Source organism: Bradyrhizobium sp. Kon56 (genome assembly GCF_055807635.1).
Genome location: NZ_JBVVOU010000010.1, coordinates 105439 through 119401, shown reverse-complemented (window position 1 = coordinate 119401; position 13963 = coordinate 105439). Strand labels below are relative to the sequence as shown.

14 protein-coding genes are annotated in these 13963 nt (G+C 64.5%); 9 read left to right on the top strand and 5 right to left on the bottom strand.

Features of this window, described 5'->3' with window-relative positions:
* Positions 1 to 62 precede the first annotated feature (62 nt).
* Genes AC0L3B_RS18315 through AC0L3B_RS18300 form a run of 4 tightly spaced genes read left to right on the top strand, consistent with a single transcriptional unit; the run spans position 63 to position 4073 of the window.
* A complete protein-coding gene (locus tag AC0L3B_RS18315; protein ID WP_204512772.1) occupies positions 63 to 1427 on the top strand; it encodes an FAD-dependent oxidoreductase in 1365 nt (454 codons plus the stop codon).
* A 34-nt stretch (positions 1428 to 1461) separates the two neighbouring features.
* Entirely contained in the window at positions 1462 to 2466 is a 1005-nt protein-coding gene (locus AC0L3B_RS18310) for an ABC transporter substrate-binding protein (RefSeq protein WP_085351609.1), read from the top strand.
* Between the two features lie 16 nt (positions 2467 to 2482).
* Positions 2483 to 3256, top strand: a complete 774-nt coding sequence (locus AC0L3B_RS18305; protein WP_085351608.1) for an ABC transporter ATP-binding protein — start codon at positions 2483 to 2485, stop codon at positions 3254 to 3256.
* Positions 3249 to 4073, top strand: a complete 825-nt coding sequence (locus AC0L3B_RS18300) for an ABC transporter permease (RefSeq protein WP_018452987.1) — start codon at positions 3249 to 3251, stop codon at positions 4071 to 4073. Before AC0L3B_RS18305 ends, AC0L3B_RS18300 begins: the two co-directional genes overlap by 8 nt.
* Before the next feature lie 108 nt (positions 4074 to 4181).
* Here the strand turns inward: AC0L3B_RS18300 and gtdA are convergent, their stop codons facing one another.
* The gene (gene gtdA, locus AC0L3B_RS18295) at positions 4182 to 5222 is read right to left on the bottom strand and encodes a gentisate 1,2-dioxygenase (RefSeq protein WP_018452988.1); all 1041 of its coding nucleotides are present in this window, start codon (positions 5220 to 5222) and stop codon (positions 4182 to 4184) included.
* A 90-nt stretch (positions 5223 to 5312) separates the two neighbouring features.
* On the opposite strand from gtdA, the gene maiA reads away from it, so the two are divergent.
* Positions 5313 to 5945, top strand: a complete 633-nt coding sequence (gene maiA / locus AC0L3B_RS18290; RefSeq protein WP_473380855.1) for a maleylacetoacetate isomerase — start codon at positions 5313 to 5315, stop codon at positions 5943 to 5945.
* Entirely contained in the window at positions 5935 to 6447 is a 513-nt protein-coding gene (locus tag AC0L3B_RS18285; protein ID WP_473297380.1) for a MarR family winged helix-turn-helix transcriptional regulator, read from the top strand. Before maiA ends, AC0L3B_RS18285 begins: the two co-directional genes overlap by 11 nt.
* 20 nt (positions 6448 to 6467) lie before the next feature.
* Here AC0L3B_RS18285 and AC0L3B_RS18280 read toward each other — a convergent pair whose 3' ends face one another.
* From AC0L3B_RS18280 to AC0L3B_RS18270, 3 genes are all read right to left on the bottom strand, one after another.
* Complete coding sequence (locus tag AC0L3B_RS18280; protein ID WP_473380854.1) at positions 6468 to 8081, bottom strand: benzoate-CoA ligase family protein; 1614 nt, start codon at positions 8079 to 8081, stop codon at positions 6468 to 6470.
* Complete coding sequence (locus AC0L3B_RS18275) at positions 8078 to 9217, bottom strand: FAD-dependent monooxygenase (RefSeq protein WP_247820934.1); 1140 nt, start codon at positions 9215 to 9217, stop codon at positions 8078 to 8080. The genes AC0L3B_RS18280 and AC0L3B_RS18275 overlap by 4 nt, the downstream gene beginning before the upstream one ends.
* A gap of 267 nt (positions 9218 to 9484) precedes the next feature.
* On the bottom strand, positions 9485 to 10174 hold the full coding sequence (locus AC0L3B_RS18270; RefSeq protein ID WP_247820935.1) for a cysteine rich repeat-containing protein: 690 nt from the start codon (positions 10172 to 10174) through the stop codon (positions 9485 to 9487).
* Between AC0L3B_RS18270 and AC0L3B_RS18265 the strand changes: the two genes are divergently transcribed.
* The gene (locus tag AC0L3B_RS18265; RefSeq protein ID WP_473380853.1) at positions 10173 to 10433 is read left to right on the top strand and encodes a hypothetical protein; all 261 of its coding nucleotides are present in this window, start codon (positions 10173 to 10175) and stop codon (positions 10431 to 10433) included. The genes AC0L3B_RS18270 and AC0L3B_RS18265 overlap by 2 nt on opposite strands.
* A 34-nt stretch (positions 10434 to 10467) precedes the next feature.
* On the opposite strand, the gene AC0L3B_RS18260 is transcribed toward AC0L3B_RS18265, so the two are convergent.
* Positions 10468 to 11469 carry an NADP-dependent oxidoreductase gene (locus AC0L3B_RS18260; protein WP_473380852.1) on the bottom strand — a complete coding sequence of 334 codons (1002 nt, stop codon included), beginning with the start codon at positions 11467 to 11469 and terminating at the stop codon, positions 10468 to 10470.
* 207 nt (positions 11470 to 11676) lie between these two features.
* Here AC0L3B_RS18260 and AC0L3B_RS18255 point away from each other — a divergent pair, with 207 nt between their 5' ends.
* Together AC0L3B_RS18255 and AC0L3B_RS18250 are read left to right on the top strand one after the other, a co-directional pair.
* Positions 11677 to 12972: a dicarboxylate/amino acid:cation symporter gene (locus AC0L3B_RS18255; RefSeq protein ID WP_027569994.1), complete on the top strand. Its 1296-nt coding sequence runs from the start codon at positions 11677 to 11679 to the stop codon at positions 12970 to 12972.
* Between the two features lie 12 nt (positions 12973 to 12984).
* Positions 12985 to 13905 (top strand): amino acid ABC transporter substrate-binding protein, encoded by a 921-nt coding sequence (locus AC0L3B_RS18250; protein WP_026232434.1) that lies wholly within the window; start codon positions 12985 to 12987, stop codon positions 13903 to 13905.
* Positions 13906 to 13963: the final 58 nt, after the last annotated feature.

Sequence of the window (13963 nt, the reverse complement as noted above, 5' to 3'; positions counted from 1 at the left end):
AGCTCGATCCGGGTTAATTCATAGTCCGGCCCAAGCAAAGGATTTCAGGGACAGGACGCGCCATGCAGGCCATGACGATCGAAGAACCGGCGCGCCAGGTGCCGCTTTACGGCGAATATGAAGTCGTCGTCCTCGGCGGCGGTCCGGCCGGCATCGTGGCGGCGGCCTCAAGCGCACGCGCGGGACGGAAGACGCTGCTGATCGAGCGGTACGGCTTCCTTGGCGGCATGGGCACCGCCGCAGGCGTCACCAATTTCTGCGGCCTGCACGGCAATGTCCACGGCGAGGCCCACCGGCTGGTGCAGGGCATGGCGTCGGAGTTGCTGGCGCGGATCGATCGCTTGAACGGCCTCAACGCGCCGCATCTGATTCTCGGCAAGGTCTTCGCCCAGGCCTACGACACCGCCGCCTACAAGATCGCGGCCGACCAACTGCTCGCCAGTCACAAGGTGCACATCCTTTTCCACGCGCTTGGTGCCGGTGTGGTGATGGGCGATAACCGCCGCATCGATGCGCTGATGGTCGAGACCAAGGCCGGCCGGCAGGCGGTGCGATCGGAGATCTTCATCGATTGCTCCGGCGACGGCGATCTCGCGGTTTGGGCCGGCGCGCCGTTCGAATTCGGCGACGAGCACGGTCATCCGATGTATCCCTCGATGATGCTCCGTCTCAACAACATCGACCCGGAGAGGGCAGGCGAAGCCTGGCGGACCATTCCGCAATTGATGGAGCAGGCCACCGCCGCCGGCACCCACACATTCCCGCGCAAGAGCGCGATCGTGCGGCCGCAGAAGTCCGGCATCGAATGGCGGGTGAATTTTACGCAAGTGGCGCGCGAGGACGGCCATGCCATCAACGGCATCGAGCCTGATGATCTCACCCGCGGCGAGATCGAGGGCCGCAAGCAGGCGCTGGCTGCGTTCGAATTCCTGCGCACCGTGCCGGGCTTTGAAAAATCCTACATCGTCGACCTGCCGCCGCAGCTCGGCATCCGCGAAACCCGCCGCATCACGGGCGGCTATCAGCTCAGCGGCGAGGACGTGCTCGGCTGCGCTTCGTTCGAGGATTCCATCGGGGTCAATGGCTGGCCGATCGAGGCCCATGTCCCCGGCGACGTCGTCTTCACCTTCCCGCCGATCCCGGAATCGCGCGGCTATAACGAGCTGCCTTACCGCATGCTGGTGCCCGAAGGCGTCGATAATCTGCTGGTCGCCGGCCGCTGCGCCTCGATGACCCATGAGGGCCAATCGGCGGCCCGGGTCTCGGGTGCCTGTTTCGTGATGGGGGAGGCGGCCGGTTCCGCGGCAGCGCTGGCGCTCTCCGGAAACCGGATCCCGCGTGACATCCCCGTTGAAAAGCTGCAGGAAACGTTGAAACAACAGGGCGCCTTTATCGGACGGGACCAGCCCGTGCCTGAAGGCCTGTAACCGACTGCAAGATATCGACGGCGGAGGAAACGAAATGATCGGGATTGTGCGGCTCGCGCTAGCTGGCCTGATGGCGATCACAGCGATGGGCACGGCCCGAGCCGAGGGCGCGCTGAAGGCCAGGATCGGCGTGCTCAGGCTATCCTCCTCCGCGCCGGTGTTCATCGCGCAGGACAAGGGCTATTTCCGCGAGGCCGGCCTCGACGTCGAGCTGAAATTCTTTGATGCGGCGCAGCCGATCGCGGTGGCGACGACCTCGGGCGACATCGATTTCGGCGTCACCGCCTTCACCGCAGGTCTTTACAATCTCGCCGGCAAGGGCGTGCTCAAGGTGATCGGCGGCATGAGCCGCGAGAAGGCCGGCTATCCCCTGATCGGCTATTTCGCCAGCAACAACGCCTATGCGAGCGGCCTGAAGACGCCGAAGGACCTCGCGGGCAAGCGCGTGGCGATGACGCAGGTTGGCTCTTCCTTTCACTATTCGCTCGGCCTGCTTGCCGACAAATACGGTTTCAAGCTCGCCGACGTGAAGATTGTGCCGCTGCAATCGCTGTCGAATGCGGCGGCCGCGCTGAAGGGCGAGACCGTGGATGCAGCGCTGCTGCCGATCTCCACCGCGCGAAAGCTGATGGACGACGGTGGTGCGAAGTTTCTCGGCTGGGTCGGCGACGAGACACCCTGGCAATTGGGCGCGGTGTTCGCCTCACCGAAGACGCTGACCAACAAGGTGCTGGTGACGAAGCTGCTCGGCGCCTTGGCAAAGGCCGACCGCGAATATCACGACGTCATCCTCGCCGCGATGAAGGACGGTGTCGCGCCGATCAATGACAAGACAAAGCCGCTGCTGGAGATCATCGCCAAATATACGAACCTCCCGGTCGAGCAGGTGGTCGGCAACTGCGCCTATATCGATCCCGACGGCAAGCTGGATGTGAAGAACGTCGACAACCAGATCAAATGGCTCCAGGAGCAGGGTTTTGCCGACAAGGGCTTCGACGCGAATGCGATCATCGCCAAGGAATTCGTGAAGGCGGATTGAGAGTAGAACGCAGTCCATGGACCTGATCGCCAACCACATCACCCATCGCTTCGGCGATCTCGCCGTGCTCGACGACGTCTCGTTCACCGTCAGCGCGGGCGAGGTGGTGGCGATCGTGGGGCCGTCGGGCTGCGGCAAGAGCACGTTGCTGTCGATCCTCGGCGGGCTGTTGCTGCCGACCTCCGGCGCGCCCGAGCTGCGTGGATCGCCGCCGGCGGACAGCCTCAATCCGCTCACCTTCGTGTTCCAGGACTTTGCGCTGCTGCCCTGGGCGAATGTGGAGGAGAACGTCGAATTCCCGCTGCTGCACACCCAGCTCTCGGCCGTGCAGCGCCGCGCGCTGGTCGAGGACGCCTTGCGCCGCACCGGCCTGACCGATTTTCGCAAAACCTATCCAAAGCAGCTTTCCGGCGGCATGCGCCAGCGCGTCGGCATTTCGCGCGCGCTCGCGGTCAGGCCGGCCATTCTCCTGATGGACGAGCCATTGTCGGCGTTGGATTCGCAGACCCGCGAACTGCTGATGGAGGATTTCGTCCGGCTGCTCGCCGATGGCGGCATGGGCGCCGTGTATGTCACGCATAATCTCGAAGAGGCGGCGAGGCTTGCCGACCGCATCGTGGTGCTGTCGCGGCGCCCTGGCCGTATTCGCGAGGTCGTGAGCGTGCCGATGACGCGCACTGAGCGCGGTGACATTGCAGCCCGTGAAAAGCTGCTCGCGCTTCAGAACCAGATCTGGTCGCTGATCCGCAACGAGGCGATCGATGCCGAGCGCGAGGTCCAGCATGCTTGATCGCGCTCCGGCGGGAACATCGACGAAGGATGAAGCGGTCCGGCGCGTCCGCTTTCGCGGCGCCGGCTTCGTGCCGGCGAGCAGCCGTTTCGGCGGCTGGATCGCGCTCGCGCTGGTCATTGCGATCTGGCAGGCCGCCGGCAGCACCGGCCTGGTCAATCCGCTATTCCTGCCACCGCCATCGGCGATCGCGCGGGCGATCTACCAGCTCGCGATCTCGGGTGCGCTGTGGCAGCACCTTTCCGCGTCGCTCCTGCGCATCGGTGTCGGCTGGCTGCTCGGCACGGCGGCCGGTGTCGCGGTTGGCTTTGCCATCGGCCTGTCGCGTCTGGCGCGCAGCGTCGGCATCACCTTCATCTCGGCGCTGTTCCCGATCCCGAAGATCGCGCTGCTGCCGCTGTTGATCCTCTGGCTCGGCATCGGTGAAGAGCCGAAGATCGCGACCATTGCGCTCGGGGTGTTCTTCTCGACCGCGATCTCGGTCTATAGCGGCGTCGACGCGGTGCCGCGCAACCTCATCCGCATGGCGCAGAGCTTCAACGTTCCGTTCGCCACCATCGTGCGCAAGGTGGTCTGGCCGGGCGCGCTGCCCGCGATCCTCGCCGGCTTCCGCATCACCTCGTCGGTGGCGCTGCTGCTCGTCGTGAGCGCCGAGATGATCGGCGCGCAGTACGGCATCGGCGCGTTCGTGCTGCAGGCTGGCAATTTGATGCAGACGGATCAGCTGCTCGCGGGCGTGGTGATTTTGTCGGTGTTTGGGTTGATGGTGGGGAGGGTGATCAACTGGCTGGAGACGCGGCTGTTGCACTGGCGGTGAGGTTTACTCCGTCATTGCGAGCGCAGCGAAGCAATCCAGACTGTCGCCGCGGAAAGATTCTGGATTGCTTCGCTGCGCTCGCAATGACGATGCTACCAGCAGCGTACCTCACGCATTCCCGCGATCCTCCCGGAACAAATCCAGCTTCTGCTGCACGGGGCGATCCGAGAAGCTGAACAGCACCGCATCCATATCAGCCTCGTGCGTGACCCATTGCCAGCTCGGCACCACGAACAAATCGCGCGGGCCCCATTCGAACGTCGCATCCCCGATGCGGGTACGGCCGTGGCCCTCGATCGGACAGAACACCGTCGCGTCCGTCGCGCGATAGCGCGCGGTCTTGAAGCCCTTCGGCAGCAGCTGGATGAACGTGCCGATGGTCGGCATCGCGAAGTCGCCGGTCTCGGGGTTGCTGAATTTCAGCTTCAGCCCGTGACAGGCATCCCACTCCTGGCTCGCGCGAGCCTTCTCCAGTGCCTCGCGCGTGTAGGCATAGGGATAGCTGAAGATCGGGGAAGTCTTCGAGCTCCGCTTCACGTCGACCGGCAGCAGATTGTGGCCGTAGCGTGCAAAGCTGTCGCCGGCGGGCCTTGTAATCTTCTGCTGATCCTCGTTGGAGCCTTCCGCGAAAGAGCAGTCGAAGAATTGCACCAGCGGAATGTCGAGACCGTCGAGCCAGAACATCGGCTGGTCGGTCTCGTTGGAATGATCGTGCCAGGTCATCGACGGCGTGATGATGAAGTCGCCGGGCTCCATCGCGGTGCGCTCGCCGTCCACGGCGGTGTGGGCGCCCTTGCCTTCGAGCACGAAGCGCAGTGCCGATTGGCTGTGCCGGTGCGCGGGCGCGACGTCGCCGGGCACCACCATCTGCACGCCGGCATAGAGCGACGTGGTGATTTTCGACTGTCCGCGCAGGCCGGGGTTTTCCAGAACTAGCACGCGCCGCTCGGCCTCTTTCGCCGTGATCAGCTTGCCGGCTTCGGTCATGTAGTCGCGGATGATGTCGAACTTCCACAGATGCGGCCGGCAGGCGCTCTTCGGCTCCGGCGTGATCAAATCGCTCATGACCGTCCAGAGCGCGGTGAGATTCTCGCCGTCGATCTTCTTGTAGAACGCCTCGCGTTCCGGCGTCTTGGTCACGGCTTCCATGGTGCGGCTCCCGTCGCTTTGTTGATTGACAGTATACTTACGATCTGGGTAGCGTCAACGTGCGAACAAGAACGAAACGGGAGGGTTCCGATGAAGCTGCACGGCTATTTCCGCTCCAGCGCCGCCTACCGGGTACGCATCGCGCTGAACCTCAAGGGCCTCGGTGCCGAGCACCTGCCGCATCATCTTCGCAAGGGCGAGCAATGTGCGCCAGCCTATCTCGCCATCAATCCGCAGGGCCTGGTGCCGGCGCTGGAGAACGATGCGGGCGCAGTGCTGACCCAATCGGTCGCCATCATCGAATGGCTCGACGAGACCCATCCCAACCCGCGCCTGTTGCCGAGGGATGCGTTGCAGCGCGTCAAGGTGAGGGCGTTCGCGCTGGCGATCGCCTGCGACACTCACCCCGTGCAGAACTTGAAGGTGCTGGCGCGGCTGCGCGAGCTCGGCCTTGCCGAGGAGAAGGTTCAGAACTGGGCGGCCTGGGTCAACCGCGAGGGGCTCGCGGCGTGCGAGACGCTGATCAGAAGCGAGCCGGGCCCGTTCTGCTTCGGGAATGCGCCGACGCTCGCCGATCTCTGCCTGGTGCCGCAGCTCGCCAATGCGCGCCGCTTCGGCGTCGACGTCTCCGCCTATCCGCGTCTGCTGAAGGCGGAAGCTGCGGCCAAGGCGCTGTCGGCGTTCGTCAACGCCGCGCCGGAGAAGCAGCCCGATGCCGAGTAAGCCTGCGCCTCCGATCACGATAGACGCGGTCTATGCGGCGCCGGGCTATCTGTTCCGGCGCATGCAGCAGATCGCGGTCTCGATCTTCATGGAGGAATGCAAGGCGTTCGACCTCACGCCGGTGCAATACGCGGCGCTGATCGCGATCCATACCCACCCCGGCATCGACGCGACGCGATTGTCCGCAGTGATCGCCTTCGACCGCTCCACGCTGGGCAGTGTGATCGAGCGGCTTCAGGCCAAGGATTTCGTCGAGCGCAGGCCGGCGCCGGAAGACAAGCGGATCAAGCTGCTCTATTTGACCAAATCAGGCGCGGCGATCCTGCGCGACATCATTCCCGCCGTCGAACGCGCCCAGGCGCGGATGCTCGAGCCGCTCAAGCCAGCGGACCGCAAGGCGCTTATGGGGCTCCTGGCGCAGCTCGTCGATCTCAACAACGAGGCGTCACGAGTGCCGCTGCGGGCGGAGGACGCGCTGGAGCATATGGGGAAGGCGCCTTAATCCTGGATGACAGCGGAGGTTCACATCCGCAACAACGCCTGCCGGTCGATCTTCCCCGTGCCGGTCTTCGGCAGCTCGTCGATGAAGATCACCTCGCGCGGATATTTGTAGGGAAGCAGTTTGCCCTTCACGTAATCCTGCAGCCGCCGGGTCGTTTCGCTTTGATCCGCCGCGCGGGTGTTCATCACCACCACTGCCTTAAGCGTCATGCGCCGGTCCGGCAGCTCGGCGGCGAACACCGCGCATTCGCGGATGTCCGGGTGGTCGGCGAGGCAAAGCTCAACCTCGAGCGGGTAGACCCATTGGCCGGAGATCTTGATGAGATCGTCGGCGCGGCCGCGGAAGAAGTGAAAGCCATCGCCATCGCGGACGAAGCGGTCGCCGGTGTAGATCCAGCCGCCTTCGCGGATGGTCTCGGCGGATTTGTCCGGCCGGTTCCAGTACAGCGGCGTGTTGGAATCGCCGCGCACCCACAAGATGCCTTCCTCGTCGTCGGCGACATCGCGGCCGTCCTTGTCGCGCAGCGCGACCTCATAGCCGGGCACGCGCAGGCCGGCGGCGCCGAGCTTCTTCCGCTCGGGGCGGTTGGAGAGATAGATGTGCAGCACCTCGGTCGAGCCGAGGCCTTCCACGATCACGAGACCGGTTAGCGTCTTCCAGCCGTTGAAGACGTCGGCCGAGAGCACCTCGGCGGCCGAGAGCGCCATGCGCAGTGAGGAGAAGTCGGTCTTGTTCGCGCCCTCGGCCTTGGTCAGCGATGTATAAAGCGTCGGCAGGCCGAAGAAGACCGTCGGCCTGTACTGCTCGACCGCCGAAAAGATTGCCGCGGGCTTCGGCTGGCCTGGCAACAGCAGTGTCGTCGCGCCCGCCGAGAACGGGAAGGTGATCGCGTTGCCGAAGCCATAGGCGAAGAAGATTTTTGGCACCGAGAAGCAGATGTCATCCGGCGTCAGCTTCAAGACGTTCTGCGCAAAGGCGGCTTCGCTATAGGCCATGTCGTGCTGGAGATGCACGATGCCCTTGGGGCGGCCGGTCGATCCGGACGAATACATCCAGAACGCCATCTCGTTGCGATGCGTGTCGGCTTCCGCGAGCTCAGTCGGAAATTGCGAGAGCCAGCCGGCGGCAGAAACGGCGTTCGGTGCGGCCTGATCGCTCACCGCGCCATTGACGACGACCAGCGTATGCAGGCTCGTGTCCTTGCAGGCCTCGGCGTTGAAACGCGCACAGAACTCGGCGTCCGCCACCGCAACAGTCGCGCCGGAATCGGCGAGATAGAATTGCAGCAGATCCGGCGGTGTCAGCGTGTTGATCAGCAATGGCACGAAGCCGGCGCGCACCGCGCCGAAGAACGCGGCTGGGTAGGCCGGAGTGTCATCGAGGAACAACAGCACGCGATCGCCGCGCTTGAGGCCAAGCGAGGCAAAGCCGTTGCCCCAGCGCCCGGCTTCCGCGCAGAGCTCCGCGTAGCTGCGCGTCCCCGCGGGGCCAATGAGTGCGAGCTTGTCGCCGCATCCTCTTGCGAGATTGTCGAACAGCACGCGGCTGGCATTGTAGACCTGCGGAACGGAAAAGCCGATCTCGCGCGCGCCCGCGCAGTCGGCGGGCACCTGGTCGTTAATCTGCCCGCTCATGCCTCGTCCCCACCGTTCTTGGCGGCTTCGTAGCGCGCCATGAAGGCCGGCGACATCGCGCGCAGGCGGGAGTCGTCGATGCGGCCGGAGCGGGTGATGTAGCTATAGGCAAAGTCCATCAGGCCCTGCTGCATGTGCTGAGCAAAGTGCTCGTACCAGAAAGCGCTGGTCCGCGCGGCATTGACGAGCTTCTGCACCACCGGCTTTCGCGCGGCCTGGTAGCGATGCAGGGCGGTCGAGAGATGGGCGTCCGATTCCAGCGCCTTGACCAGTGCAATGGCGTCCTCGATCGCGAGCCGCGTGCCCGAGCCGATCGAAAAATGCGCCGAGTGCAGGGCGTCACCGAGCAGCACCATGTTCTTGAACGACCAGTGCTCGTTCCAGACCCAGGGGAAGTTGCGCCAGACCGATTTGTTGGAGACCAGCGAGCGGCCGCCGAGCGTGTCGGCGAACACCTCCTCGCAGACACCTTTGGACTGCTCCACGTCTTTGTAGGCGAAACCGTAGGCCTGCCACGTCGCATGATCGCATTCGACCAGGAACGTGCTCATGGTCGGCGAGTAGCGGTAGTGGTGGGCGTTGAAGGCGCCGCGGTCGGTCTTCACAAAGGTCTGCGACAGCGTGTCGAAGCGCTTCGAGGTGCCGTACCAGACGAACTTGTTGGAGGAGTAGGACAGCGAGGTGCCGAAATCGCCCTCGAAGGCGCGGCGCACCAGCGAGTTCAGCCCGTCGGCAGCGACGATCAGATCGTGCCCGTTGAGCTGATCGATCGCATGAATCGGCGTGTCAAAGCGCGGGGTGACGCCGGCATCGATCGCGCGCTGCTGCAGGAATCGCAAGAGCTCGAGCCGGCCGATCGAGGAGAAGCCGACGCCGTCGATGGCCACGCTGTCGCCGCTCAGGTTCAGCGTAATGTTCTCCCAGCTCTCCATGTGCGGCGCGATCGCGTCGACCGTCTCGGGGTCGTCGGCGCGCAGGAATTCCAGGGCCTGATCAGAAAACACCACGCCAAAGCCCCAGGTCGCGTCGGCCGGGTTCTGTTCGAACAGGTCGACTTGATCCTCGGGGTGACGCTTCTTCCAGAGATAGGCGAAGTAGAGCCCACCGGGCCCCCCGCCAATCACGGCGATCCGCAACGTCTGCCTCCCTAATTGACAGTATACTTACTATCTAGGGGTAGACTAATGTGCTCCGGCCACCCGCGCCAGCGGAATTATCGGCAAGCCGCGCGGCACACCACAGCTCACGTCCGGACGCGCGTTTGGCGCGTGTCCGAAGCAGTGACCTTGCGAAGCATAGCCAAACCGTGGCGGCTTGGCCATCCGCCCCGTCAGACGCAGCGCTTCACCCGTACGCCGCCCACGAGCACGGTGGTGCAGCGGACCGCCGGATGGCACGCTTCTCTAGCGTGCCGCGAACGGCGCCAGCACGTCCTTGCAGGCAGGTGACAGCGACGCGGCGTTGCTGGCGATGCACTGCACGATGCGGCCGCCGCCAGGCGCTACGCCGGCGCACAGCGTGCGGATGTCGGCACCGCAGGCGGAGCGGACGATGAACAGCTCTTCGCGCGGCCGCAGCGGGCGCAACGCGATCACGGCGGGCGCGGCTGCCGGTGCTGCCGCCGCCGCGGGAGCCGCGCCCGGAGGTGCCGCCGTTGCTGCCGTGCCACCGCCGCCCGCCGCGGCGCTCACGGCCTTCTCGCAGGCCGGCGAAACCTTTGCCTTGTTCTTCTCGAGGCATTCGAGCGCAGGCGCGCCGCCTGGCGGCACGCTGGCGCACACCTTGGGATAATCGGCGCGGCACGCGCTCTTGACGGCAGCGACCTGCGCGCTGCTCGGCTGTTTGGCTGCCGCGGCCTTCGGCGCTGCTCCAGATGCCGGCTTTGCGGCGGGGGCGGTTTCAGCCTTCGGCGCGGCAGGCGCGGCCTCCGCCTTGGGTGGAGCCTCTTTGGGTGCAGCCTCGGTCTTCGGCGCCGCAGCAGGCTCGACGGCGCGAACCGCGGTTTGGCATCCCGAGGACAGGCTGGACATGTTCTTCTGCAGGCATTGATAGGCTTCCACGCCGCCGGGCGTGACGCTCGCGCAGTGCGCCATGAAATCCGAGCGGCATGCGGAGCGGATCGCGCTCTTCTGCGCCTCGGTCGGCGCTTGTGCGAATGCGCCTGCTGCAGTTGCGAAGAGAGCCGCCGCCAGCAACGCCCCGCGTGCCGACGCATGTTTCAACGTGTTGAACATCCGAGTAATTCCTGCCCTGTCGGCAACGCCGACAATTTTTTCAAATGTGATGCAAACAATCGTCGCGGGTGATGCCGCGCGCGACATCATTGGCGGCCGCGACCTCTACCGCAAGTAGATATTGGCTTTGCAATTGCGACGTAACTACGTCGTCAGAGCTTGATCATGCGCTTGCCGCGGTTCTCGCCCGCCAGCAATCCGATCAGCGCCTTCGGCGTGTTCTCGAGGCCGTCGATGATGTCCTCCTGCACCTTCAGCTTGCCGGATGTGACCCAGGCCTGGAGGTCGGCGAGCGCTCGCTGACTCTCTTTCATGTAGTCCATCACGATGAAGCCTTGCATGACGAGCCGCTTCACCACGATCAGGCCGGGCACGCCGCGCGGGCCGTGTGCCGAGGGCGCGCCGTCATATTGCGAGATCGCACCGCAGCAGGCGATGCGGCCGTAATTGTTCATCTGCGGCAGGCAGGCTTCGAGAATGTCGCCGCCGACATTGTCGAAATAGACATCGATGCCCTTCGGAGCCGCCGCGCGCAACGCCTTGAACACCGCGCCGTCCTTGTAGTCGACGGCGGCATCGAAGCCGAGTTCGGAGGTCAGCCAGCTGCACTTGTCGGCGCCGCCGGCGATGCCGATGACCCGGCATCCCTTGATCTTCGCGATTTGCCCGACGATCGAGCCGACCGAGCCCGCGGCCGCGGAGACCACGACCGTCTCGCCCTCTCTGGGCTTGCCGATCTCCAGCAGGCCGAAATAGGCGGTGAGGCCGGCAATGCCGAACACGCTGAGCAGATGCGTCATCGGCTCGAGCTTCGGCATCTTGGTGAGATGCTTGGCGGGCACTGTCGCCAACTCCTGCCAGCCGGTGTCGCCGAACACGATGTCGCCCGGCGCAAGCTCCGGCGCCTTCGAGCTGATGACCTCGGCGATGGCGCCGCCGGCCATCACGCTGTTGGCCTCCACCGCTGAACGATAGGTCGCGCCGTGCATCCAGGCGCGGTTGGCGGCGTCGAGCGAGATGTAACGCACGCGCAGCAAGGCCTCGCCGTCCTTCGGCTCGGGCACCGCACCTTCGACCAGCTTGAAGTGCTCGGGACCGAGCTTGCCGCTGGGCTTTTCCACCAGAAGAATCTGACGATTGACGCTGCCGCTCATGATGTTTCCCCTCGGTCGTTTGACGATTATTGATGCAGCGGCCGCAAGAAAAACGTGCAAGCCGCTTTCGTTGTGCGCTGCATGAAGGCTAGATCGCGGGCGCCAGTTTCGCAACGGGAACATCCGCCCGACGATCGCACGCCAAGCGTGTTGCGCAGTCGTCATATCTGCGACATCATGAAGCGGTCGGTGTAGCGGGGGTGTTCAATGTCGAACAGGTTTACGCAATTCATTCTGGTGGCGATGGTGCTCGGCATCATCATGGGCGCGGCGATCTACAATTTCCTGCCCGACACGCGGGGCGACTGGGCCTCGTCCATCAACCTGATCGCCGTGATTTTCCTGCGCCTGATCAAGATGATCATCGCGCCGCTGGTATTTGCGACCCTGGTCGGCGGCATTGCTCATATGGGCTCGGGCTCCAAGCTCGGCCGCATCTTCGCCAAGACCATGGGCTGGTTCGTCAGCGCCTCTTTCGTCTCGCTGATGCTCGGCCTCGTGATGGTCAATCTGCTCCAGCCCGGCGCGAATTTCCCGGGTACGCTGCCTGACAAGGCGCAGTCGACCGGCCTGCCGGTTTCCGCCTTCTCGATCGAAAAATTCCTGACCCATCTGATCCCGACCTCGATCGCGGATGCGATGGCGCAGAACGAGATCCTGCAGATCGTGATCTTCGCCGTGTTCTTCTCGGTGGCGATGGGCTCGATGCCCGAGCGCTCCAAGCCGATCCTGGCGCTGATCGACGACATCGGCCACATCATGCTCAAGGTGACGGGCTATGTGATGCTGTTCGCGCCGTTCGCGGTCTGGGCCGCCATCACCGCGACGGTTGCCAAGAACGGCCTGCTAGTGCTCTGGAAGCTCATCGTCTTCATGGGTGGCTTCTATCTCTCGCTCGCGCTCCTGTGGGGCATCCTGGTGGTCGTGGGCTTCATCGTGATCGGGCCGCGCTACGCCCATCTGCTGAAGCTGATCCGCGAACCGCTGATGATCGCGTTCTCCACCGCGAGCTCGGAAGCGGCGTATCCGAAAACTCTGGAGGGGTTGAACAAGTTCGGCGCCTCGTCGCGGATATCGAGCTTCGTGCTGCCGCTCGGCTATTCCTTCAATCTCGACGGCACGATGATGTACTGCACCTTCGCGAGCGTCTTCATCGCGCAGAGCTATCACATCGACATGCCGCTCGGCACCCAGCTCGCGATGCTGGCAACGCTGATGATCACCTCGAAGGGCGTGGCCGGCGTGCCGCGCGCCTCCCTCGTGGTGATCGCCTCGACGCTCTCGCAGTTCGGCATCCCCGAGGCGGGGCTGTTGATGATCATGGGCATCGACACCTTCCTCGACATGGGCCGCAGCGCCACCAACGTGATCGGCAACACGCTCGCGACCTCGGTCGTGGCCAAGTGGGAAGGCGAGCTCGGGCCCGAGCACGAGCTTGAACCTGGCGATGCCGTGCCGGGGGACATGATCCCCGGCGAAGTGCCTGCGATGGCCGGCCATTGATCGGAGTGCATCATGCGCCTTTCAATGGCGATATCGGGCGGCCTGTTGCTGGCAGCGTGCCTGCTGGCCACGGGTGCCTCCGCCCAGACCGGTGGCAGCGAAGGGCTTAGCCCGACGCTGTCGGCGATCAAGACCGCGCACACCGTGCGCCTCGGCTATCGCGAGAGCTCGCCGCCGTTCTCCTTCCTCGACCAGGCCAACCGGCCGATCGGCTACAGCCTCGAGCTTTGCGAGGCTATTGTCGAGGAGATCGGCGTCGAGGTCGACGATCCCAATCTGAAGATCGCCTACGTCAAGGTCACCTCCGATGACCGCATCGACGCCGTGCTCCAGAACAAGATCGACCTGGAATGCGGCTCGACCACGGCCAATGCCGAGCGCGGCAAGCGCGTCGCCTTCTCGCCGCTGATGTTCGTCGCCGGCACCAAGCTGATGGTGCCGAAGGCGTCCAGCGTCCAGTCACTGACTGATCTGAAGGGCAAGACCGTCGTGGTGACGAAGGGCACCACCAACGAGCAGGCGATCCAGGCGGCCGACAAGAAGTCATCGTTGGGACTGACCATCGTTGTCGGTGCCGATCACGAACAGTCATACCAGATGCTCGTCGACGGCAAGGCCGATGCGTTCGCGACCGACGACATCCTGCTGTCCAGCCTGATCGTGCGTCACAAGGCGCAGGACAAGTTCCGCGTCACCGGCGATTACCTGTCCTACGACCCCTACGGCATCATGTTCCGCAAGGGCGAACCGCAACTGGCGGCGGTGGTCGATCGCACTTTCCGCAAGCTCGGCTCCAACCACGACCTCGTCCCGCTCTACAACAAATGGTTCACCGCACGGCTTCCGACCGGCGAACGGCTGAACGTGCCGATCTCGCTGCAGCTGGAGGAAGCCTTCAAGGCGATGGACGATTCCGCGAGCGCGAATAACTAGCGCCTGTGCGACGAACGAAAGTGTGCCCTCTCCCTTACCGGGGGAGAGGGCGCAGCAA